Here is a 22,271-nt window from a genome sequence, read left to right as displayed (position 1 = left end):
ATTGCGTGCGTCTATATCAATGTCATGACCAGAAGGACGGCGCGGTTTCCTCGAGCCGCGGCCCGCGACGAAACGGCGCGATCTTCTCGGCCAGCCCGGTGCGGTCGGAAATCTCGATGCCGACGCCGCACAGCGTCGCCGGCCCGTTCGCCGCCTCGAAGCGACCTTTCGGCACTTTCGACAGAAAGCGGTTGAGCGGCTCCTCCTTGTCCATGCCGAGCGAGGAATCATAGTCTCCACACATACCGGCGTCGGACATATAGCCGGTGCCGCCATTGAGTATCTGGTGGTCGCCGGTCGGCTGGTGGGTATGGGTGCCGACGACCAGACTGGCGCGGCCGTCGACGAAATGCGCGAAGCATATCTTTTCCGACGTCGCCTCGGCGTGGAAGTCGATGACTGCCGCATCGGCCTGTTCGCCGAGCGGGCAGGCCGCGAGTTCGCGCTCGCCGGCCTGGAACGGATCGTCCAACTCGGGGTGCATGAACACGCGGCCCATGATGTTGGCGACCAGGACCCGCGCGCCGTTCCTGGCGATGTAGACGCCGGAGCCGCGCCCCGGCGTGCCCTTGGGAAAATTGGACGGGCGCAGGAAGCGCTCTTCGCGCGGCGCGAAGACAAGCGCGTCGCGCTGGTCCCAGACATGGTTGCCTGTGGTGACGACGTCGGCACCGGCCGCGATCGTCTCGCGAAAGATCTCTTCGGTGATGCCGAAGCCGCCAGCGGCATTCTCGCCATTGACGATGACGAAGTCGAGCTTGAAATCGGCGATCAGGCCGGGCAGTTGTTCCCACACCGCTGTCCGTCCAGTCTTGCCAACCATGTCGCCGAGGAAGAGAAGTCTCATAAGATCCCGAGCCGAAAGTCCATGAAGCACCAGCTGCATGACTTTCCGCAAAAGACCATGCACCCCAAGACTATCTACAATTGCGGGGTGAAGCGACGCAACCCGCTCTCGGTGAGTATTTCCGGAATGATCACGCCGTGATTCTCATCCGGCACCTGTGCGCCCGCAACGCGATCGGGCCAGGCGGCGTCTACGGCGCGTTCCGCCGGCGTAGCCAGAAGAACCAGACGTAGAAGGCGCTGAAACCGCCGGTAGCGGCATCCAGCAACAGCCCGCCGCGCCAGCCTTTCATTGCAGCGGTATCGAGGTTCGATGGATCGGCAGGGTCGTAATACATTTCTACCTTGTCGCCTATGGCCGCCTGGTAAAGACCGATGACCTTTCCCTTTCCGGACCAAGTCATCGGCGCGTCGTCAACCACATAGGCAACGGCGACATTGATGCCATCTATCGTGAGGCCGTTTTTTTTCGTTTCAGTGTAGGGATCGACATCCGTCACGGTGGCGACCGTCTGATACCAGGCGGCTTTGTGATACAGGGTGGTTCCGGTGATGTGCAATCCCATCGCAAACAACACTACCGCGATCAAGGCGAACGGCATCAGGAGGAAACGCAATAAGATCATAGCTATTGCTGCCATCGAATCGGATTGTATTACAGAAGTACTATCCGATATGTCTTAGAAACGCGTTAAGCGGATCATCATATTTCAAGAGATACCGAACCGGCGCAGCCCGCTCTCGGTGAGTATTTCCGGAATGATCACGTCATGGTTTTCGTCCGGCACCTGTGCCACCTCCTGGCAGTCGAAGGCGATGCCGATCAGCCGTGGCGGCTGCCCCTTGTCGACAAGCTTGGCGATGGCGCGGTCGTAATAGCCGGCGCCGTAGCCGATGCGGTGGCCGCGCGCGTCGAAAGCAGCGAGCGGCACCAGCATTACGGCCGGGTCGAGCACCGCGGCCTCTTCATGCGGGCCGATTGTGCCGAAGCCCATCTCGACCAGTGGCGTGCCACGCACCAGTTCGCGAAAGACGATGGTGGTCTTGTCGAGAATGGCCGGCAGGCAGAGCCGCGCGCCCTTTTCGCGCAAGGCGAACATCAATGGCCGGACGTCGACTTCCGAACGCATCGGCCAGAAACCGGAGACGATCTGGCCCGGTTCGACCGCGAGCTGGTCGCGCGCGGTCTCGGCCATTTCGAGCGCGATTTCCACGCGCCAGAATTCGTCGAGGGCATCGCGCCTCCCGAGAGCTTCCTTGCGCAGCTGTTTTTTTAGTTCTTTGGAAGATGTCATGCGCGACGCTAGAAAAGGTCAGATTTGGATGGAGTTTTAGGAGCGACGTTTTGGAGGAGCGGAGCGAACTTTTCGTTCGTGAGCACCGCACAAAGCGGCGCGACGACAAAATCCGCCAAATATGATCTTTTCAACGAGTGACGATCCACACAACCGGTGGAGAAGTCGATCCCGGGTGCCTACAAAGTAGGTGGGCGCCGTGTGAGAAAACCCACGGGTCTTCCCAGGGACAGCTCCCTAAGGATCGTTAAGGCCCCGGGGAAAAGTGTCTCCTGCCGGGAAGCGCAGACCGCCAACCCCAATATAGGCCGATGGGTGGCCAAGCGCCAGAGAGACGACATTCTTTCCACGCTGGGTCCAGGCCCTCGCCACCGCCACCCACCCTTGCGCCGGCCAAGCCGCCTCCTTACGGTCGGCTCGATCGAACCGAGGAGCAAAAATGCGTTTCGAAGGCACGGCGGCCTATGTCGCCGACAAGGATCTGATGGTCGCGGTCAACGCCTCGATCGCGCTGGAGCGGCCATTGCTGGTCAAGGGCGAGCCGGGCACCGGCAAGACGGAGCTTGCCCGCCAGGTGGCGGCAGCGCTCGGCCTCGAGTTGATCGAATGGCACGTGAAGTCGACCACAAGGGCGCAGCAAGGCCTCTACGAGTATGACGCCGTTTCGCGGCTGCGCGACAGCCAGCTCGGCGACGACCGCTTCAACGACATCAGGAACTACATCAAGCGCGGCAAACTGTGGGAGGCGTTTGCGGCCGGCAAGAAGGTCGTGCTTTTGATCGACGAGATCGACAAGGCCGACATCGAGTTCCCCAACGACCTGTTGCAGGAACTCGACCGGATGGAGTTCTTCGTCTACGAGACCGGCGAGACGATCCGTGCCGCGGTCAGGCCAATCGTCATCATCACCTCCAACAACGAGAAGGAACTGCCGGACGCTTTCCTGCGCCGCTGCTTCTTCCACTACATCCGCTTTCCCGATGTCGAGACGCTGCACAGAATCGTCGACGTGCACTATCCCGGCATCAAGCAGAATCTGGTTCGCGCCGCACTCACCCAGTTCTACGAGATCCGCGACGTGCCCGGGCTGAAGAAGAAGCCCTCGACCTCCGAGGCGCTCGACTGGATCCGGCTGCTGGTTGCCGACGACATCGCGCCCGAGGATTTGCGCGCCGATCCGAAGAATGCCCTGCCCAAGCTGCACGGCGCGCTGCTGAAGAACGAGCAGGACGTGCATCTGTTCGAGCGCCTGGCTTTCATGGCGAGACGGCAGGGGTAGGAAAAGACCGGACAGCGGTTATCCCCTCGCTGGACCGTTGCCGCCAACCGGGCGCCGAGGCAGCTTCAAGCCACAAGCTTCGGAGGAGAACGAAATGACCGAGATCACCATCCGCCCCTTGGCGCAGTCCGACCGTGCCGACTGGCAGCGCCTGTGGACCGCCTATCTCACCTTCTACGAAACCAAGCTCCCGGAGGAGGTCTACGCCGTCACCTGGAAGCGGCTGTTCACGGCAGGCGAGTTCGAGCCGAAGGGTTTCATCGCCACCCTCGACGGCAAGGCGGTTGGCCTCACTCACTATCTCTACCACCGCTCCTGCTGGTCGGAAAAAAACAATTGCTATCTGCAGGACCTGTTCGCCGACCCGGAGGTGCGCGGCAAGGGCGTGGGTGCTGCGCTCATCGAAGCGGTGAAGCAGGAAGCGGCAAAGATCGGCGTCAAGAACGTCTACTGGATGACGCACGAGACCAACGCCACCGCGCGCAAGCTCTACGACCATGTGGCGCGGCGGACGGGATTCATCGAGTATGATCTGCTGTAGATAGCGCCATGTTTATCCCCTTCTTCCTCGAACTGAAGGCCGCACGGGTTCCCGTCTCGCTTTGGGAATATCTGTCGCTGCTGGAGGGGCTGGAGGCCGGGCTGGTCGACTATGACGTCGAGGGTTTTTACTACCTCGCCCGCGCCGCTTTGGTGAAGGACGAGCGCCACATCGACCGTTTCGACCAGGTGTTTGCGCATGTCTTCAAGGGCGTCGAGGCGCTGGGCGGACCGGATGCGGTCGACGTCGCCGACATTCCCGAGGAATGGCTGCGCCGGCTCGCCGAAAAGCACCTGACCGAGGAGGAGAAAAAGCTGGTCGAGGCGCTCGGCGGTTTCGACAAGCTCATGGAAACGCTGAAACAGCGGCTTGAGGAGCAAAAAGGCCGGCACCAGGGTGGCTCGAAGTGGATCGGCACCGGCGGCACCTCGCCCTTCGGCGCCTATGGCTACAATCCCGAAGGCGTGCGCATCGGCCAGCACGAAAGCCGCCACCGCCGCGCGGTCAAAGTCTGGGACAAGCGCGAGTTCAGGAATTTCGACGACGCAGTCGAACTTGGCACCCGCAACATCAAGATCGCGCTGAAGCGGCTGCGGCGCTGGGTGCGCGAGGGTGCCGAGGAGGAGTTCGACCTGCCCGGCACCATCCACGCCACCGCCGAGCACGGCTATCTCGACGTCAAGACGCGGCCCGAACGGCGCAATGCGGTGAAGCTCCTGATGTTCTTCGATGTCGGCGGCTCGATGGACGACCACATCAGGACCGTCGAGGAGCTGTTTTCGGCCGCTCGCGCCGAATTCCGCCAGCTCGAATATTTCTATTTCCACAACTGCCTCTACGAAGGCGTTTGGCGGGACAATCGCCGCCGTCTCGCCGAGACGACCCCGACCTTCGACCTGCTCCACAAATACGGGCCGGACTACAAGGTGATTATAGTCGGCGACGCCTCGATGAGCCCCTACGAGATCGCACACCCAGGCGGCTCGGTCGAGCACTGGAACCCGGAGGCGGGCGCGATCTGGCTGGCTCGCCTGCTGCAGCAATGGCCGAACGCCGTCTGGCTTAACCCGGAAAACCAGAAGAACTGGGGGTTTACCCATTCGATCACTATCATCCGCGACATCTTCGGCGGCCGCATGTTTCCGCTGACGCTGGCCGGGCTCGAGGCCGCGACGAAGCAGCTTTCGCGCAAGCACTGAGCAGTCTCCCGGAGCCACCATGACCTGCTTTCTCTGCCTGCAATGCGGTGTCCAGTTCGCGGCGAGCGATGCGCCGCCGCAACACTGCCCGATCTGCGAGGACGAACGGCAGTTCGTGCGCTGGGAGGGCCAGGCCTGGATCACGCCGGAAGAGCTCGCCGCCACGCATCGGCTTGTGATGAAGGACGAAGCCGGCGTGCTCGCCTTCGGCATCGAGCCGCGTTTCGCCATCGGCCAGCGGGCTCTGCTGGCGCAAACGCCGCACGGCAATGTGCTGTGGGATTGCATCTCGATGGTCAGCGACGCAGCGGCGGCCGAGATCAACCGGCGTGGCGGCCTGGCTGCCATCGCCATCTCGCACTGTCACTACTATTCGGTGATGGTCGAGTGGAGCGAAGCGTTTGGCGGCGTGCCGATCTATCTCCATGCCGACGACCGCCAATGGATCATGCGGCCGCATCCTGCCATCGTTAGTTGGGAAGGCGAGAGGCTTGCCATCAATCCATCGCTGACACTCATCCGCTGCGGCGGCCACTTTGCTGGTGGCCAGGTGATGCACTGGAAGCGCGACGGCGGCAACGCCCTGCTGTCCGGCGACATCCTGCAAGTCACGCCGACCCGCCGTCATGTCAGCTTCATGTACAGCTACCCGAACTACATCCCGCTGAACGCGACGGCTTTGCGCCGCATCGCGGCGGCGCTGGAGCCTTTCGAGTTCGACCATATCTATGGTGCCTGGTGGAACCAGAACATCATCGGCGGGGCGAAAGTGGCATTCGGAGCTTCGGTTGCGCGTTATCTCGCGGCGATCGCCTGAGAGCACGATCGAAAATCCGGGCAAACGCCGTAACAAATGCCTATGTTGGTGCGAATACAGGCTGCAACTCGCGCATGACCCCGAACCTCCGGTTCGGAAAGGATCATGCGCAAACCAAAGCGCTACAGCGTCCTTTGCGCGTCCGACGGACGCGCGGCGCTGTAGTAACAAGCCGCCAAGGCCGAGGAGATTCTTCATGGACACCCACACCTACCCCGTTACCCGCACCGACGCCGAATGGCGCGCCCGGCTGACGCCTGAGCAATATGCCGTCATGCGCAATCATGGCACCGAACGTCCCGGAAGCTGCGCCTTGCTCTACGAGAAGCGCGCCGGTACCTTTTCCTGCGTCGGCTGCGACCAGCCTCTGTTCGAATCCAAACTGAAGTTCGAGAGCGGCACCGGCTGGCCGAGCTTCAACGACCCGGTGCCGGGCTCCGTCGAGAACACGATCGACCGCAGCTATGGCATGGTCCGCACCGAATGCCATTGCGCCCGCTGCGGCAGCCATCTCGGCCATGTCTTCGACGACGGCCCGCCGCCGACAGGCCTGCGCTATTGCATCAACGGCGTGGCGCTGAAATTCGAACCGGCCGCCTGAGCAATTCCAGGAAAGTGTGAACGGTTTTCCGTCCGGAATTGCGTCTAAGCAAGAGATAGAGCGGCAAGTCGATGAAAATGGAAAGGCGGCTTCGGCCGCCTTTTTCTTTGCCGGTGAACAAGCATTCGAGCCTGTCAGACCACGACCACCAGGATCAGCCAAAGCGCGGAACCCAGCATCATCAGCGAAGCCTTGGCACCACCGGATCTTTCCGCGGTGCGCCAGACGGCAAAGGTCAGGAAGATATTGTAGGGCACTGGCAGGAAATGCACCGCCAGGACCACGGCCAGCGACAGCTTCATCCCGAGCAGGATCAGCGCCACCACCGACAAAGCGATGTTGATCGCCGTGCCGACAAGCACCAGGTCGCGCCAGAACAGTCGATCGAGCGGCACCAGGCCTTGCCAGCGCGAGCGGAAGAAGCCCGGCGTGCGGCCTGCCTCGCCGCCTTCGCCTGCCAGGGGCTCCGGAGAACTCATTGCCGCGGCCTTCTTTTTAACGGCGGCCGACATGCCGAATGCAGCAAGTCTGTCGACGCGAAGCTATAGTCGGGTATGCGCGAGCCTGTTATTTGAACGATTGTCATCAAACCGTCGTCAAACCTTCCTACGTCGCCCCTGTCGGCATCATCGGCACCTGCCGGAACTGCCGGCCAATCATCCAGTCGCCTGCCAGGGAGGTCTTGAGATGAGCGACAATTTCTACAACGTCCTGTTTCTTTGCAACGCCAATTCGGCGCGATCCATCATGGGCGAGGCCATCCTCAACCGGATCGGCGCCGGCAAGTTCAAGGCCTTTTCCGCCGGTTCGCAGCCGAGAGGCACGGTCAATCCCCACGCGTTGCAGCTGCTGGAAAGCCTCAACTACGACACGAGTTTTGCCCGCTCGAAAGGCTGGGACGAGTTTGCAGCGCCCGATGCGCCGGAAATGAATTTTGTCTTCACGGTCTGCGACAACACCGCAAACGAGGCGTGCCCCATCTGGCCCGGCCATCCTATGACGGCGCTCTGGGCGATACCGGACCCGGCCAAGGCGGACGGCACCGCCGCTGAGATGCACCTCGCCTTCGCCGATGCCTATCGCATGCTGAACAACCGCATCTCGCTGTTCACCAACCTGCCTGTGGACGCGCTCGACCATCTGACGCTGCAAAACCATCTGGACGAGATCGGCCGCGACCAGGCGAAGCCGAACTAAACCAGACCTGACCCGGCTGCGGCCATCGCGATCCTGTCGGGATGGCCGCAGTCGCAAGCAGGGCGAGGCGATTCATGAACCGTCGCCGCCATCTCCGAGCACTTCGGTCACGGCGCGCTCGAAGCGCGAGCATTCCGTCACCAGCCAGTCGGCCATCGCCGGCCAATTGTCCTCGGCAAAGCAGTTCACGCGCCACAGCGAATTGATGCCGAGCCCCTCGCAACTCTGTTCCGGCCTGAGCTTCAGCCTGCCTTCGATCGCCGGCTGGAACGGCTTCAGCCGCGACCAGACCTCGGTAGCGCCGAGCTTCTCATTGCGCCCGAAGAAGACGCCGGCATGGTTCTGCGCCGGCGCGACATACATGGAAAGGACCAGTGCGAAGTCCGGCAGCCCGCGCTGCCAGAACCAGGGTCCGCGCCGGGCCAGCCTTGCCCTTTCTTCCGGATGCCGCTCCGCAAACAGCGCCCAGAAGCCGCGATGCCGGAATTCCGAACCGCGGCGGGCTCCGAAATCGAATTCGCTCATGGTTGGTTCGATGCTCGTTGCAGCCTCATGGATAGCCGAGGCTGCCTTACATCACACCATCATGCTGACATGCAACGGTCACGCCCGGCCATCGCCAGGGAGCACGGAACCTACCAGCGGTATTTCAGGGACGCGGTCATGTTGCGGCCCTGGCCGAGATAGCAATAGCCTTCGTTGCACACCGTCGCGCGATCATCGGCAATGTTGCGGACGGCAAAGGCCGCGGTGACGCCGTCATACTTCTTGTCGATGGCGCCGAAATCGTAGGATGCGGAGGCATCAAGATAGAAGGCCGCGTCATTCTTGCTGGTGTTGGCGGTGTCCGTATAGGTCTCGCTGAGGAGCCGCACCCCGGCCCCCACCGACAGGCCCGAAACGGTCGAACTCTGATCGAACGTGTAGTTCGCCCAGAGGGTCGCCACATGTTCGGGCGTGACGGCCGGCGCATTGCCGACACCGTCGCCTGCGGTGATTTCGGCATGGTTGTAGGTGTAGGCGGCGACCACCTCCAGCCCGTTCATGACGGCCGCGCGCGCCTCCAGCTCCAAGCCATTGCTGGTCACCTCGCCCAGCGAACGGTATGTCCCCAGATTGGCGTCGACGACGACCGGCTTGTTCTTCTCAACAAGATGATAGGTGACCGCCGAGAGCAGCATATCGGTTCCCGGCGGTTGGTACTTGACGCCCAGTTCGAACTGCTCGCCCTCCTGAGGCTTGAGGATGCCGCCCGACACCGACTGGTTGTTGATCGGCTCGAACGAGGTCGCGTAGCTGGCGAAAGGCGCGACGCCGTTGTCGAACAGATAGAGGGCCCCGGCCTGGACGCTGAATGCGTCCTTCTTCACATCCTCGGAGCCGTCGCTCAGAAGCTGAACGCGGGTCTGCTCGACCCAGGTCTGGCGACCGCCAAGCGTGAAGCGCCATTTGTCCATTTCGATCTGGTCCAGCACATAGAGGCCGGTCTGGCGCAGATCCGCGTCGGACTGCATAAAAGTGTAATCCGGCGTCGGGCCGGAGACACCATAGGTGGGATTGGCGATGTCGAAGTCGTAGGCCGGATTGGTGACGAAGTCCAAGCCGTAGCCGAAGGAAGACGTCACGTTGGTATAGTCGAGGCCGAAGAGAACTGTATGCGCCAGCGGCCCGGTGTCGAACTTGGCTTCGAGCTGGTTGTCGGCCTGGAAGACGTTCATCTCGTCGCGGATCGAGCTCGCGCCGCGATGGGCGACGGTGCCCGTCCAGTCATAGATGCCGAGATAGCGCGATCTCAGGTCCAGATGCGAATAGCGAAGGTTCTGTCGAAACGTGATGCCGCCGTCGAACTCATGCTCGAACCTGTAGCCGATCTGCTGCTGCCGCATCTTCTGGTAGTCGTAGTCCGGATCGCTGGAACGCAGCTGGAGAATGTTTCCCGACGGGTCCTTCACGGCGCCGACGTCGGTGTCGGTTTCGTCGGCCTGCACCAGCCCATAGATCGTAAACGACGTGGCGGCATCCGGAGCCCAGGTCAGCGAAGGCTGCAGGAAATAACGGTCGTCGGCGATGTCGAAATTGGTTTCGCCGTTCCGCGCCAGGCCGACGACCCTGTACAAGAAATCGTTGCTGCCCTCCTGAACCGGGCCGCTGAAATCGAATGCCGCCTGCGCCCTGTCCTGCGTTCCGTAGAGCAACTCCACCTCGCGGATCTTCTCTTCGGTGGGAAGTTTCGACACCTTGTTGATGATGCCGGCGGGCGTGCCGGCACCGTAGAGGACGGACACCGGCCCCTTGATCACCTCGACGCGCTCGAGCGAATAGGGGTCGGTGCGGAAGGTGCCGTAGTTCATGTATGGCTGGCGCAGGCCGTCCTTGTAATCGCCGATCGTCGTCGTGCTGTAGCCGCGGATGTAGATCTGGTCGAAACGCGGATCGAAGCCATAGGCGCCGGTCGTCACGCCCGCCGAGTAGCGGACCGCCTCGATGATGTCCTGCGCGCCGCGCTGTTCCATCTCCTTGCGCGTCACCACCGACACGGAGCGCGGCGTCTCGATCAGCGGCGTGTCGGTCTTGGTTGCGCCGGAGCTGCGCTTGGCGACGACCGTCTTGCTGTCATCCTCGGACGCGCTTTGGGCGGCTTTGTCGCTCACCGTGATCTGCTCCAGCACCGTCGTGCCGTCCGATGCGGAAGCGCCGCTTTCCTGCGCCGCCGCATGACCTGCGCAAAGCAGCGTCGACAGGCAGGCAATCAGCCTTCCTCGGTAAAGGACTCCGCCACGTTCAACCACGTCGCCACCACGATGAAATGCCATTTCGATATGCCCCACTGCTTTGGTCGCCGCGGACAGTGGTCACCGGCGCGTGTGAATTGTTGACTAGCTGATTCAAGTTCAATGTTGACTAAGAGAGTCATGTTTCTTAGTCAACCGGTCATAGGGCATGTGGGAAGGGAAAACGCACCCCTGATGCGAGGCGACGAAAGATGCCGAAAAAGGGCACTGGCGAAGCCATATTGCGAACCCATGGCATCGGCCATCCGCCAAGGTGGACGCCGAGCTCCAAACGGCATCGGCCCGCGCGCGATACCCTCGCGCGACGGTTCAGCTTAGCGAAGCTAAAACAACAGAAATCCAAAAGAGGGGGCACTCAGGCCCCGCTGGCCCTCTCCCACGCAGCCGCTTTGCGTTGCCGTCACGAGAAGCGGGCTCTGGAGCGATGAGACGGGTTCGATCAGTTCGAGTTCGAATTGGAATTCGAGTTGCTGGACGAGCTCGTCGAGGTGCTGGTGCTGGTCGACGTGCTGCCGTTTGTATTTCTGTCGCGGTCGCGATCCCTGTCACTGCTGCAGGAGCCGCCGGAGCAGCTCTTCGACGTCGATTTCGACGAGCTGGACGATTTCGAAGTCGATACGGATTTCGTGCCGACAAGGATGGCCCTCGCCTGCGAAGAGATTTGCCGGCGCTCGCGGCAACACCGGCGCTGCCTGCGCCGTCAATGCCATGAGCGCCGATGCAGCAAGCGCCGCCGATGCAAATTGCCAGAGACCTGCCATCGCGCTGCTCCTTCCAAAGTCCGGGCACCAGCCGTGGCGGCTGGTGAACATGGAATTTGAACACGTGCAGCGGCTACTTTGAAGTAGGGCATTGGAGCTAAGTCCAGAGATGCTCCTGGCAGAACTCGCCGAGATCTGCGCCTGGCTCGACTCTATCGCCGGGATAGCCCCTTCCTGTGGCCTCCGGCGCGACAGCGCGCTTCGAAGCGCTCGGCAGACTATTCCGCGCGGGTCATGCGCGAAGGTAATCGGCTCAAGCCTAAAAAGAAAAGCGAACCAGTCTCAGACCATGCCGAGAGCGGCCTTGTAGAGGTCGAGGATGCTTTCCTCTTCCTGCCGCTCGGCCTGATCCTTTTTCCGAAGCCGGATGATCGACCGCATCGCCTTGGTGTCGAAGCCGGTGCCCTTGGCCTCGGCGAACACTTCCTTGATGTCGTCGGAAATCGTCTTCTTCTCTTCCTCGAGCCGCTCGATGCGTTCGATGAAGGCGCGCAACTGGCCGGCGGCAACAGTCTGGCTGGTCTCGGTGATGTCGTCGGCCATCTTTTTCTCCACGTCGTTTCGGCGCCGCGATCAGGCGATTCTCGCCGCGGCAAATTCGAGCGGGTTCGATGCCCGAGCGGGCGGCGCGGGTCAAGCCGTTATCGATGCGACACGAAGGGTTGCTGCCAGCCGCAGACAGCGCCTCCCGACGGCGCCGCCGCGATCTTATCCAAACGCAATCAGCAGATCCTTGGCATCGATCTGGTCGCCGGCCTTGACCAGCACCTCGACAACGGTGCCGTCGCGTTCGGCATGCAGCGCCGTTTCCATCTTCATCGCCTCGATGGAGAGCAGCACGTCGCCGGCCTTGACCGCCTGACCGGCGGCAACGGCAAGCGCGGAGACCACGCCCGGCATCGGCGCGCCGACATGCGCCTCGTTGCCCGGCTCGGCCTTGCGCCGTGCCTTGGCCGCCGACGCGCCATGTGCGCGATCCGGAACCTTCACGCGGCGCGGCTGGCCATTGAGCTCGAAGAACACGGTGACCATGCCCTTCTCGTCGACGTCGCCGATCGCCAGGCAGCGCACCACCAGCGTCTTGCCCTTTTCGATGTCGACGAAGATCTCGTCTTCCGATTTCATGCCGTAGAAATAGGTCGGAGTCGGCAGCACGCTGACCGGCCCGTAGATCTCCTGCGTGGCGGCGAAGTCGGAGAACACTTTCGGATACATCAGCCACGAAGCGAATTCGTATTCGCTGAGCTTGCGTTCGAGCTTCTGCTCGATCTCCTTGCGGCTGGCCTTGAGATCGGCCGGCTTGAGCAGTGAACCCGGCCGCGCCGTGATCGGCTTGTCGCCCTTCAGCGCCTTCTTCTGCAGCTTCTCAGGCCAGCCGCCAGGCGACTGGCCGAGATCGCCGCGCAGCATCGACACCACCGAGTCCGGGAAGGCGATGTCCTTGTTCGGGTTCTCGACATCGGCGACGGTCAGATCCTGGCTCACCATCATCAGCGCCATGTCGCCGACGACCTTGGACGACGGCGTCACCTTGACGATGTCGCCGAACATCAGATTGACGTCGTGATAGGTCTGCGCCACCTCGTGCCAGCGTGTTTCGAGCCCCAGCGAGCGCGCCTGCTCCTTGAGGTTGGTGAACTGTCCACCCGGCATCTCGTGCAGGTAAACTTCCGAAGCCGGTCCCTTGAGGTCGCTCTCGAACGCGGCATACTGGTTGCGCACCGCTTCCCAGTAGAACGAGATGTTGCGGATCCATTGCGGGTCGAGACCGGGGTCGCGCTCGGTGCCCTTCAGCGCCTCGACGATCGAACCGAGGCAAGGCTGCGAGGTGTTGCCCGAGAAAGAGTCCATCGCTGCGTCTATGGCGTCGACGCCGCTTTCCACCGCCGCCAGCACCGTCGCCGCCGACAGGCCCGAAGTGTCATGCGTGTGGAAATGGATCGGCAGGTCGGTTTCCTCGCGCAGCGCCTTGAACAGCACGCGCGCGGCACTCGGCTTCAGCAGCCCGGCCATGTCCTTGACCGCAATGATATGGGCGCCGGCGGCCTGCAATTCCTTCGCCAGTCCGACATAATATTTGAGGTCGTATTTGGCCCGCGCCGGATCGAGTATGTCGCCGGTGTAGCACATCGCGGCTTCGATCAGCTTGCCCTCGGCGCCGACCGCGTCCATGGCCACGCGCATGTTCTCCACCCAGTTCAGGCAGTCGAAGACGCGGAACAGGTCGACGCCGCCGCTAGCCGCTTGGCGGACGAAATACTGCACGACATTGTCGGGGTAGTTGGTGTAGCCGACGCCGTTGGCGCCGCGCAGGAGCATCTGCAGCAAAAGGTTGGGCGCCGCCTCGCGCACCAGCGACAGCCGCTCCCATGGATCCTCGGTGAGGAAGCGCATGGCGACGTCGAAGGTCGCACCGCCCCAGCATTCGAGCGACAGCAATTGCGGCAGCGCCCGCGCATAGGTGCCGGCAATACCGGCGATGTCATGCGTGCGCATGCGGGTGGCGAGCAGAGACTGGTGTCCGTCCCGCATCGTCGTGTCGGTGACCAGAACCTCTTTCTGCGCACGCATCCAGGCCGCGAATTTCTCCGGACCGAGCGCATCGAGCTTCTGCTTGCTGCCGCCAGGCACCTTGCCGTTGAGATAGGGCACCACCGGTGCCGCCGCATCGGCCTTGGGCATGGGGCGGCCGCGCGTCTCGGGATGGCCGTTGACGCTGACATCGGCCAGATAATTGAGCAGCTTGGTCGCGCGGTCCTGCCGCTTGACCTGCTGGAACAGTTCCGGCGTCGTGTCGATGAATTTGGTCGTGTAGGAATTGTCGGCGAAGCTCGGGTGATTGATGATCGCTTCGAGGAAGGTGAGATTGGTAGCCACGCCGCGAATGCGGAATTCGCGCAGCGCACGGTTCATGCGGGCGATCGTCTCGGCGGGCGTTGGCGCCCACGCGGTCACCTTCTCCAGCAGCGGATCGTAGAAGCGGGTGATGACCGCGCCCGAATAGGCAGTACCACCGTCGAGGCGGATGCCGAAGCCGGTGGCGCCGCGATAGGCGGTGATGCGGCCATAGTCCGGGATGAAATTGTGCTCGGGGTCTTCCGTGGTGATGCGGCACTGCAGCGCGTGGCCGTTCAGCCTTATGTCCTTCTGCGCTGGCACGCCCGATTCCGCCGTGCCGATTGCAAAGCCGTCGAGGATGTGGATCTGCGCCTTGACGATGTCGATGCCGGTCACCTGCTCGGTGACGGTGTGCTCGACCTGGATGCGCGGATTGACCTCGATGAAGTAGAATTTGCCGGTGTCGGCGTCCTGCAGGAACTCGACCGTTCCGGCGCCGATATAGGCGGTCTCGCGCGCGATCTTCAGCGCATAGCCGCACAGCTCCTGGCGCAGCGCCTCGCTCAGATAGGGCGCCGGCGCGCGCTCGACGACCTTCTGGTTGCGGCGCTGGATCGAACAGTCGCGCTCGAACAGATGCACGGCGTTGCGATGCGTGTCGCCCAGCACCTGCACCTCGACATGGCGGGCGCGCTCGATCAGCTTTTCGAGATAGACCTCGTCCTTGCCGAAGGCGGCCTTGGCCTCGCGCTTGCCTTCCATCACCTCGCGGGCGAGATCGGCCTCTGAGCGGATGGCCCGCATGCCGCGGCCGCCACCACCCCACGATGCCTTCAGCATCACCGGATAGCCGATGGTCTTGGCGAGCGCCTTGACTGCCTCCATGTCGTCCGGCAGCGGCTCGGTGGCGGGCACGACCGGCACGCCGACCTCGATTGCCAGATTGCGCGCCGCGACCTTGTTGCCGAGCCGGCGCATGGTCTCCGGCTTGGGTCCGATGAAGGTTATGCCGGCCTCGGCGCAGGCCTCGGCGAACTCAGGGCTTTCTGACAACAGCCCGTAGCCCGGGTGGATGGCGTCGGCGCCCGACAGCCTGGCGACGCGGAGCACCTCTTCGATCGACAGATAGCTTTCGATCGGCCCCATGTCCTTGGCCAGATGCGGCCCGCGCCCGACCTGGTAGCTTTCGTCGGCCTTGAAGCGGTGCAGCGAATATTTGTCCTCTTCGGCCCAGATCGCCACGGTTTTGAGGCCAAGCTCGTTGGCCGCGCGGAAGACGCGGATGGCGATTTCGGACCGGTTGGCGACAAGGATTTTCGTGATGGCCAAGGACTGCGCTCCAAAGGCGGAGAGGATGGGGGCTGCCGCAATGATTAACGTGAAAATGCTGCAGTGCAAACGGATTCGCGCGACATCTAAACCGATTTAAATGGTTTGTTCGCGCCAGCAACGAAAAATGCCCGGCGCGGCGCGCCGGGCATTCTCCGGTTTCAGACGTTTGTCGGCTTATTGCTCGAAGTAGGAGTACTTGCCGTCGTCACCCTTCTTCCAGGTGTACATGACGTAGTCCGGGCGGGTGATGTCGCCCTTGGCGTCATAGCCGATGTCGCCGATGGCCGTCGTCCAGGGGCCGCTCGACTTGATCGTCTCGGCGACTTTCTGGGCATCGTCGGCCGAGCCGGTCTTGGTGATAGCCGCCGCGATGATCTGTATCGTGGCGTAGGAGTAGAGCGTATAAGCCTCCGGCTCGAAACCGGCGGCGCGGAACTTCTCGACGAGCTCCTTGGCGTTCGGGTTCTTGCGCGGATCGGGAGCGAACGTCATCAGCGTACCTTCGACGGCGTCGCCGGCGATGGAGGCCAATTCGTTCGAGACGATGCCGTCGCCGGACATGAACTGGGCCTTGAGGCCTTGGTCGGCGAGCTGGCGGATGATCAGGCCGGCCTCGGTGTGCAGGCCGCCATAATAGACGACGGTGACGCCGGCTTCCTTCATCTTGGCGATGAGCGCCGAGAAGTCCTTGTCGCCGACATTGATGCCTTCATACATGGCTTCGGTGACGCCATTGCCGTTGAGCGCCTTCTTGGTTTCGTCGGCAAGGCCCTGGCCATAAGGCGTCTTGTCATGGATGAGCGCGATCTTGGCGTCCTTGAAGTTCTTGGCGACATAGTCGCCGGCAACCTTGCCCTGCTGGTCGTCGCGTCCGCAGGTGCGGAACGTGTTCCACATGCCGCGTTCGGTGAACTTCGGATTGGTCGCGGCAGGCGTGATCTCGAGGATGCCATTTTCGGCATAGACTTCCGACGCAGGAATTGAGACGCCCGAATTGAAGTGGCCATCGACGAACTTGATGCCGTCGGCGACAAACTTGTTGGCGACCGAGATGCCCTGCTTCGGATCCGACACGTCGTCACCGACGCTCAGCTTGAGTTGCTGGCCGAGGACTCCGCCGGCCGCGTTGATGTCAGCGACGGCCTGCTCTGCGCCCTTCTGCAGCTGGGCGCCGAAAGCGGCGTTCGGGCCGGTGATCGGACCGGCGACGCCGATCAGGATGTCAGCCCACGCGCTGCCGCTGAACGCGATGAACGCGGTCAGGGCCACGGCGGACAAGAGTGACTTTTTCATATAAACGCTCCCATTTACGGAGTGGGCGTGGATGACACTTTCATGCGATGCCCACCCTTATCGCAGAAAGCTCAGTTTGCCGATTTTCAGGCACTTGTCACGCCGATTCATCCCCGAAGCGGCGTTAATCATGAACGTCAACCCTTCGGTTTCCAGCTCAAAAGCGATGCTCTTTCGTAAAGCCAATTATACTGCGTCACCATCTGGTTGGTGCGCGTGTACTGGTAGCCGATGAAGCCCAGTATCATCAGCACGATTGTATCGACGATGTAGTAACGCAGCGAGAACATCGTGCCGTCGAACAGCGCGTGATGGATGAACCTGATGCCGATTCCGAGGCCCAGCATGTAGAGGAACAGCTGGAAGAAGCTGCGCCAGGTCTGCGCACTCGCCTTGCCCGTCATCCATGCGGCCCAGCCGCCGAGCAGGCAGGTGACGAAGAAGAACTGCCAGATCGAGGGTTCCTCGTAGAGAATGCCCTGCATGATGATGTCTCCTGAACTCAGTGGTGCCCGCCTTCGAGATAGGCGGCGCGCACTTCCGGATTGGCGAGCAGCTCCTTGCCGGTGCCGCTCATCGTCACATTGCCGTTGACCATGACGTAGCCCCGGGTGGCGAGCTTCAGCGCGCCGAAGGCGTTCTGCTCGACCAGGAACACGGTCAGCCCCTGGGTGCGGTTCAATTCGCGGATGGCGTCGAAGATCTGCTTGACGATCAGCGGCGCCAGCCCCAGCGACGGCTCGTCGAGCAGGAGCAGCTTCGGCCGCGCCATCAGCGCGCGTCCGATCGACAGCATCTGCTGCTCGCCGCCCGATAGCGTGCCGCCGCGCTGGGCGATGCGCTCCTTCAGGCGCGGGAACAGCGTGAACACCTTCTCGACATCCTCATCATAATATTTGAGGTTGTCGAGGCTGGCGCCCATCTGCAGGTTTTCCATCACCGTCATGCGCGGGAAGATGCGGCGACCCTCCGGCGACTGGGCGATGCGCATGCGCGCGATTTCGTGCGTCGGCATCTGCGTGATGTCGGTGCCGGAAAAGGTGATCGTGCCGGCGCGAGCCCGCGGCGCGCCGAAGATGGTCATCATCAGCGTCGACTTGCCAGCGCCGTTGGCGCCGATCAGCGCCACGATCTCACCCCGGTTGACGCTGACGTCGACGCCGTTCAGCGCCCGGATGTTGCCGTAGTAGGTCTCGACGCCCTTTATATCGAGCAGCGTTGTACCGGCCATTACTTACGCCCTCCGCGCGGCTTGGGTGTCGACCCGGTCGGCTTGGCCGTGGCCCGCTTGGCAGGCGTTCTTGGCGCGGCGTTGGCCTTTGCATCGACCTGCTCTGCTTTCGAGGCGCCCTTCGACACCGTGACGCGCTCGCCCTCGCTATGGCCGATCGTGTCGGTCACCGGTCCGGCGAGAAACGAAGACGACGTGCCCGGGCCGTGCGCGGCGTCGGGGCCGGTGTCCAGCTGCTCGATGACGTCCTCGTCGCCGACCTCGATCAGCACCGTCTCGACCTCCTCATCGTCAACGCCGAGATAGGCGGCGATGACGCGCGGGTCGGTGCGCACCGATTGCGGACTGCCGTCCGAGATCTTGCGCCCGTATTCGAGCACCACGACATGGTCGGAAATCTGCATGACCACCGACATGTCGTGCTCGATCAAAAGGATCGAGGTGCTTTTCTTGATGTCCATCAACAGTTCATTGAGTGCCGCCGATTCCTTCGGATTGAGGCCGGCGGCCGGCTCGTCTAGGCACAGAAGCTCCGGCCCCGTGCACATGGCGCGGGCGATTTCCAGGCGCCGCTGCGCGCCATAGGGCAAATCGCCGGCGGGATCGTCGGCGCGATCAACGAGGTTGGCCTTCTCCAGCCAGTGCTTGGCCAGGTCGATCGATTCCGTCGATGCCTTGCGGTAGCTCGAGAAACCGAACAGGCCAAGCATTGTATAGCCGGACGCCTTCATCAGCTTGTTGTGCTGGGCGACCAGAAGGTTCTCCAGCAGCGTCATGCCCGAGAACAGGCGGATGTTCTGGAAGGTACGGGCCACCTTGGCGCGTGCCGGGATCTCGTGGTTCGGCAAGCGCTCGAGCAGGTAGCTCGAGCCGTCAATCCGGTTGAGCGTGATCATGCCTTCCGACGGCTTGTAGAAGCCGGTGATGCAGTTGAACACGGTGGTCTTGCCGGCGCCGTTCGGGCCGATCAGCGCGGTGATCTCGCCGCGCCTGGCCTGGAAGGACAGGTCGCCGATGGCGATCAGGCCGCCGAACTTCATCGACAAATGTTCGACCTGCAGGATGAAGTCGTTCGTGGAAGGGCTCGCACTCATCAGCCGTGACCTTCCTTGGTGAAGGAGCCCGATACCGCTTTTCGCTCCTTGAGGAAGGCGGTTGGCTCACGGCTGCCGACAAAACCGCGCGGCTTCCACAGCATGACGATGACCATGGCCATGCCGAACAACAGCATGCGGTAGAGTTCCGGCGTGAAGTCGGGACCGAACACCACCTTGAGGAAGTTCAGCTCGCGCAGGATTTCGGTGCCGCCGATCATCACCAGCGCCGCCACCGCGATGCCGCCCAGCGACCCCATGCCGCCAAGCACGACGATGGCCAGGATGATCGCCGATTCCAGGAAGACGAAGGATTCCGGGCTGACGAAGCCTTGCCGCGCGGCGAAGAAGGAGCCGGCGAAGCCACCGAACATGGCGCCGGTGGCAAAGGCGGTGAGCTTGGTGGTGGTGGTGTTGATGCCGAGCGAGCGGCAGGCGATCTCGTCCTCGCGCAGCGCTTCCCAGGCGCGGCCGACCGGCAGGCGGCGCAGCCTGATGGTGACGAAGGCAGTGAGGAAGCAGAGCCCGAGGATCAGATAATAGAGGAAAATCTTGTAGTAGGCGCCCGACTGGGCGATGCCCAAAACCTTGGCGATGTAGTTCGGGTCAGAAACGTTGAACGACATCAGGCCGAAGAACGTGACTTTCGGGATACCGGAGATACCGGCCGAGCCGTTGGTCACCTCGCGCCAGTTGATCAGCACCAGACGGATGATCTCGCCGAAGGCCAGCGTCACGATCGCCAGATAGTCGCCGCGCAGCCGGAGCACCGGAAAACCGAGCATCACGCCCCAGAACGCGGCCATCAGGCCGGCAGCCGGCAGCAGAATCCAGAACGACAGGCCGAAATGCGTGCCGAGCAGCGCATAGGCATAGGCACCGACGGCATAGAAGGCGACATAGCCGAGATCGAGCAGGCCGGCGAGGCCGATGACGATGTTCAGCCCCCAGGCCAGCATCACATAGATCAGGATCTGGATGCCGAAATTGTCGACCCATTTCAGCGAACCCTGGAAGCCGAACATAAGCACGATCACCACCGGATACAGCAACAGCACGGCAACGCCGATCTGGTTGAAGTTTCGGCGTACGAAGCCGGGCGCAGTTGCGGCCGCCGCTGGCGCCGCGGCCTTTTGCGCCTTGGCCCGTTCCAGCGCCGGCTGCGCATAGCCGACATAGACGAAGCGACCGACGGCGGTAGCGATGACGACGATGGCAAGGAGGACCCAGCGTTGCACCAGGATCAGCTCGTTCGAGATGTTCTGGTCGGTCTTCAGGCCGATGAACAACACGAACAGGCCGAGCGCGATGGCGCCGGCATAGAGCGCCTCGCGGAAAGCGCGCTGCACGGGAGTGGCGACGACGTCGCGCTCCGGGGAAACGGTGACTGCCATGAGCTCAGACCTTTTCGACTTCTGGCCGGCCCAGAATGCCGGAAGGCAGGAAGATCAGCACGATCGCCAGGATGGAGAAGGCGGCGACGTCCTTGTAGTCGATCGAGAAATAGGCCGACCACATGCTTTCAATGAAGCCGATCAACAGCCCGCCGAGCACGGCCCCGGGCAACGAACCGATACCGCCGAGCACGGCTGCGGTGAAGGCCTTCACGCCCGGCACGAAGCCGTCGGAGAACACCACGACGCCGTAATACATCAGGAACAGCGTGCCGGCGACGGCGGCAAGGGCCGCGCCCATGATGAAGGTGATGGAGATGGTACGGTCGACGTCGATGCCGAGCAGTGCCGCCATCTTGCGGTCCTGCTCGCAGGCGCGCTGCGCCCGGCCAAGCGAGGTCTTGTTGACGAGATACCAGAAGATCGCCAGCAGGATTGCCGTGACCAGAACGATGATGATCTGCTTCAGCGACACGCTGACGCCCTCGATCGTGTAGACCTTGGACACCAGCGGCGGGATCGGCTTGTTGCGCGGCCCTTGCGTCACCTGGACGAAGTTGGACAGCGCGATCGACATACCGATCGCGGTGATCAGCGGCGCCAGCCGGAACGAGCCGCGCAGCGGCCGGTAAGCCACCTTTTCGATGGTCCAGTTGTAGAGGCTGGTCAGAAGCATCGCCACGATTATCATGATCAGCAGGGCGATGACGACCGGCACTGAATAGAACATCGCGCCGAGGATGAGAAAGACGATGAGGGCGGTGAAGGCGCCGACCATGAAAATGTCGCCATGGGCGAAATTGATCATGCCGATGATGCCGTAGACCATCGTATAGCCGATTGCGATCAGCCCATAGATCGATCCCAGCGTCAGCCCGTTGATAAGCTGCTGGACGAAGTACTGCATACTGCCGTGGCTCCCCTGGAATGTCGCCTTTGTGGACGCATTCCTTTTCGTATTTCCCCTAGTCGTAAAGTTTCGAGCCCGGATTGCAACGTGATTTTTCAATCGTCGAACGTGTTTTGCCGGCACGCCATCCGATTGCCCGTTTTTTCGCTACCCGACCCCTGGACTATCGCGGACCCTATCATTGGCATAACGCAATGTCTTTGACGATTCAGCCGTATCATGCACCCCATTTCGAAGAAATCGCCGTCAAAATTAGGTGATGGGCAGGATCGTTGCGCCGGCCAAGGCCGTCCCGTTTGCGCTCCTGCTGTTCCGCTTGGTCAGGATTCTCCCTGTTTGACGACGAACCATGCGCCAACGGGTCGCAGTCGTCGATGAAGATGGTGTTCAGTCCGGTCATGCGCGCCCAGCCGCCGATAGAGGGGATGATCGTGCGGCAAGGGTCAGTAAGCCGAGCCGCCATCCCGACCGAGAACGTGCCGCTCGGTGCCGTTCAACGGGGGATTGAATACACTGACCAGGACCATGTCGCTGGCCGCGTCCGCACGCAAATAGTGCTCGTCATGTTCGTCGAGCACATAGATCGTGCCCGGCTCGATTCGGTGCACCTGGCCGGACATGTCTTCGACCTCGCCCGCGCCGGCGATGCAGTAGCAGGCCTCGAAATGCCTCCGGTAGTGCAGGCGAGATTCGCTGCCTGCGCGCACAATGGTATGGCAGACGGTGAAGCCCATGCCGTCCTGCTGCGTCAGCAGGCGATGGCTTGTGCCATTGCCCCAATCGACGAAGAAGTCAGTTTTTTCTACATCAGTCAGTTGTCTTGTAAACACGATCGTTCTCTCCAAAGGCAT

At 62.2% G+C, this 22,271-nt stretch carries 22 protein-coding genes, 1 other RNA gene and 2 pseudogenes; 7 read left to right on the top strand and 18 right to left on the bottom strand.

Annotation, left to right across the window (positions count from 1 at the left end):
• Positions 1-22: 22 nt before the first annotated feature.
• From ACFX5Q_RS27075 to ssrS, 5 genes and pseudogenes are all read right to left on the bottom strand, one after another.
• The gene (locus tag ACFX5Q_RS27075; RefSeq protein ID WP_404282923.1) at positions 23-847 is read right to left on the bottom strand and encodes a YmdB family metallophosphoesterase; all 825 of its coding nucleotides are present in this window, start codon (positions 845-847) and stop codon (positions 23-25) included.
• Between the two features lie 74 nt (positions 848-921).
• Positions 922-1,008: pseudogene (locus tag ACFX5Q_RS27070) on the bottom strand (5-formyltetrahydrofolate cyclo-ligase); the annotation flags it as partial.
• Positions 1,009-1,037: 29 nt separating this feature from the next.
• The gene (locus ACFX5Q_RS27065; protein WP_404282921.1) at positions 1,038-1,487 is read right to left on the bottom strand and encodes a DUF3592 domain-containing protein; all 450 of its coding nucleotides are present in this window, start codon (positions 1,485-1,487) and stop codon (positions 1,038-1,040) included.
• Between the two features lie 69 nt (positions 1,488-1,556).
• A complete protein-coding gene (locus tag ACFX5Q_RS27060) occupies positions 1,557-2,141 on the bottom strand; it encodes a 5-formyltetrahydrofolate cyclo-ligase (protein ID WP_404282919.1) in 585 nt (194 codons plus the stop codon).
• A gap of 138 nt (positions 2,142-2,279) precedes the next feature.
• A non-coding RNA gene (gene ssrS, locus ACFX5Q_RS27055) (6S RNA) lies at positions 2,280-2,435 on the bottom strand.
• A gap of 145 nt (positions 2,436-2,580) precedes the next feature.
• Here ssrS and ACFX5Q_RS27050 point away from each other — a divergent pair.
• The 5 genes from ACFX5Q_RS27050 (at position 2,581) to msrB (ending at position 6,578) form a co-directional block, all read left to right on the top strand.
• Positions 2,581-3,420, top strand: coding sequence for an AAA family ATPase (locus ACFX5Q_RS27050; protein WP_404282917.1), 840 nt, complete (start codon positions 2,581-2,583; stop codon positions 3,418-3,420).
• Positions 3,421-3,514: 94 nt separating this feature from the next.
• Positions 3,515-3,961, top strand: a complete 447-nt coding sequence (locus tag ACFX5Q_RS27045; protein WP_404282915.1) for a GNAT family N-acetyltransferase — start codon at positions 3,515-3,517, stop codon at positions 3,959-3,961.
• Positions 3,962-3,969: 8 nt separating this feature from the next.
• Entirely contained in the window at positions 3,970-5,160 is a 1,191-nt protein-coding gene (locus ACFX5Q_RS27040; RefSeq protein WP_404282913.1) for a VWA domain-containing protein, read from the top strand.
• A 19-nt stretch (positions 5,161-5,179) separates the two neighbouring features.
• Positions 5,180-5,977 (top strand): MBL fold metallo-hydrolase, encoded by a 798-nt coding sequence (locus ACFX5Q_RS27035; RefSeq protein ID WP_404282911.1) that lies wholly within the window; start codon positions 5,180-5,182, stop codon positions 5,975-5,977.
• A 196-nt stretch (positions 5,978-6,173) separates the two neighbouring features.
• Complete coding sequence (gene msrB, locus ACFX5Q_RS27030) at positions 6,174-6,578, top strand: peptide-methionine (R)-S-oxide reductase MsrB (protein WP_404282910.1); 405 nt, start codon at positions 6,174-6,176, stop codon at positions 6,576-6,578.
• Between the two features lie 134 nt (positions 6,579-6,712).
• On the opposite strand, the gene ACFX5Q_RS27025 is transcribed toward msrB, so the two are convergent.
• Positions 6,713-7,057 carry a hypothetical protein gene (locus ACFX5Q_RS27025; RefSeq protein WP_404282908.1) on the bottom strand — a complete coding sequence of 115 codons (345 nt, stop codon included), beginning with the start codon at positions 7,055-7,057 and terminating at the stop codon, positions 6,713-6,715.
• 208 nt (positions 7,058-7,265) lie between these two features.
• Here ACFX5Q_RS27025 and ACFX5Q_RS27020 point away from each other — a divergent pair, with 208 nt between their 5' ends.
• Positions 7,266-7,775 carry an arsenate reductase ArsC gene (locus ACFX5Q_RS27020; RefSeq protein ID WP_404282907.1) on the top strand — a complete coding sequence of 170 codons (510 nt, stop codon included), beginning with the start codon at positions 7,266-7,268 and terminating at the stop codon, positions 7,773-7,775.
• 72 nt (positions 7,776-7,847) lie between these two features.
• Here ACFX5Q_RS27020 and ACFX5Q_RS27015 read toward each other — a convergent pair whose 3' ends face one another.
• Together ACFX5Q_RS27015 and ACFX5Q_RS27010 are read right to left on the bottom strand one after the other, a co-directional pair.
• Entirely contained in the window at positions 7,848-8,300 is a 453-nt protein-coding gene (locus ACFX5Q_RS27015; protein ID WP_404282905.1) for a hypothetical protein, read from the bottom strand.
• A gap of 110 nt (positions 8,301-8,410) precedes the next feature.
• Positions 8,411-10,588: a TonB-dependent siderophore receptor gene (locus ACFX5Q_RS27010; protein WP_404282904.1), complete on the bottom strand. Its 2,178-nt coding sequence runs from the start codon at positions 10,586-10,588 to the stop codon at positions 8,411-8,413.
• 446 nt (positions 10,589-11,034) lie between these two features.
• On the opposite strand from ACFX5Q_RS27010, the gene ACFX5Q_RS27005 reads away from it, so the two are divergent.
• Entirely contained in the window at positions 11,035-11,388 is a 354-nt protein-coding gene (locus tag ACFX5Q_RS27005; protein ID WP_404282902.1) for a hypothetical protein, read from the top strand.
• A 222-nt stretch (positions 11,389-11,610) separates the two neighbouring features.
• On the opposite strand, the gene ACFX5Q_RS27000 is transcribed toward ACFX5Q_RS27005, so the two are convergent.
• From ACFX5Q_RS27000 to ACFX5Q_RS26955, 10 genes and pseudogenes are all read right to left on the bottom strand, one after another.
• Entirely contained in the window at positions 11,611-11,871 is a 261-nt protein-coding gene (locus tag ACFX5Q_RS27000; RefSeq protein ID WP_006204859.1) for a DUF2312 domain-containing protein, read from the bottom strand.
• Between the two features lie 165 nt (positions 11,872-12,036).
• Positions 12,037-15,495: a pyruvate carboxylase gene (pyc, locus tag ACFX5Q_RS26995; protein ID WP_404282900.1), complete on the bottom strand. Its 3,459-nt coding sequence runs from the start codon at positions 15,493-15,495 to the stop codon at positions 12,037-12,039.
• A gap of 177 nt (positions 15,496-15,672) precedes the next feature.
• Entirely contained in the window at positions 15,673-16,791 is a 1,119-nt protein-coding gene (locus ACFX5Q_RS26990) for a branched-chain amino acid ABC transporter substrate-binding protein (RefSeq protein ID WP_404282898.1), read from the bottom strand.
• A gap of 137 nt (positions 16,792-16,928) precedes the next feature.
• Complete coding sequence (locus ACFX5Q_RS26985) at positions 16,929-17,276, bottom strand: DUF6867 family protein (RefSeq protein ID WP_404282896.1); 348 nt, start codon at positions 17,274-17,276, stop codon at positions 16,929-16,931.
• A 17-nt stretch (positions 17,277-17,293) separates the two neighbouring features.
• Complete coding sequence (locus ACFX5Q_RS26980; protein WP_404282894.1) at positions 17,294-18,022, bottom strand: ABC transporter ATP-binding protein; 729 nt, start codon at positions 18,020-18,022, stop codon at positions 17,294-17,296.
• Positions 18,022-19,116 carry an ABC transporter ATP-binding protein gene (locus ACFX5Q_RS26975; RefSeq protein ID WP_404282893.1) on the bottom strand — a complete coding sequence of 365 codons (1,095 nt, stop codon included), beginning with the start codon at positions 19,114-19,116 and terminating at the stop codon, positions 18,022-18,024. The genes ACFX5Q_RS26980 and ACFX5Q_RS26975 overlap by 1 nt, the downstream gene beginning before the upstream one ends.
• Positions 19,116-20,510: a high-affinity branched-chain amino acid ABC transporter permease LivM gene (livM, locus tag ACFX5Q_RS26970; protein WP_404282891.1), complete on the bottom strand. Its 1,395-nt coding sequence runs from the start codon at positions 20,508-20,510 to the stop codon at positions 19,116-19,118. The genes ACFX5Q_RS26975 and livM overlap by 1 nt, the downstream gene beginning before the upstream one ends.
• A gap of 4 nt (positions 20,511-20,514) precedes the next feature.
• A complete protein-coding gene (locus tag ACFX5Q_RS26965; protein ID WP_404282889.1) occupies positions 20,515-21,417 on the bottom strand; it encodes a branched-chain amino acid ABC transporter permease in 903 nt (300 codons plus the stop codon).
• Between the two features lie 349 nt (positions 21,418-21,766).
• Positions 21,767-21,856 (bottom strand): annotated as a pseudogene (locus ACFX5Q_RS26960) (proline racemase family protein); the annotation flags it as partial.
• Between the two features lie 7 nt (positions 21,857-21,863).
• On the bottom strand, positions 21,864-22,250 hold the full coding sequence (locus ACFX5Q_RS26955; protein ID WP_192182011.1) for an ectoine synthase: 387 nt from the start codon (positions 22,248-22,250) through the stop codon (positions 21,864-21,866).
• Positions 22,251-22,271 lie beyond the last annotated feature (21 nt).

The organism is Mesorhizobium sp. IMUNJ 23033 (genome assembly GCF_044778005.1).
Lineage (GTDB): Bacteria > Pseudomonadota > Alphaproteobacteria > Rhizobiales > Rhizobiaceae > Mesorhizobium > Mesorhizobium amorphae_A.
This window is presented reverse-complemented; position numbering and strand designations above follow the sequence as displayed.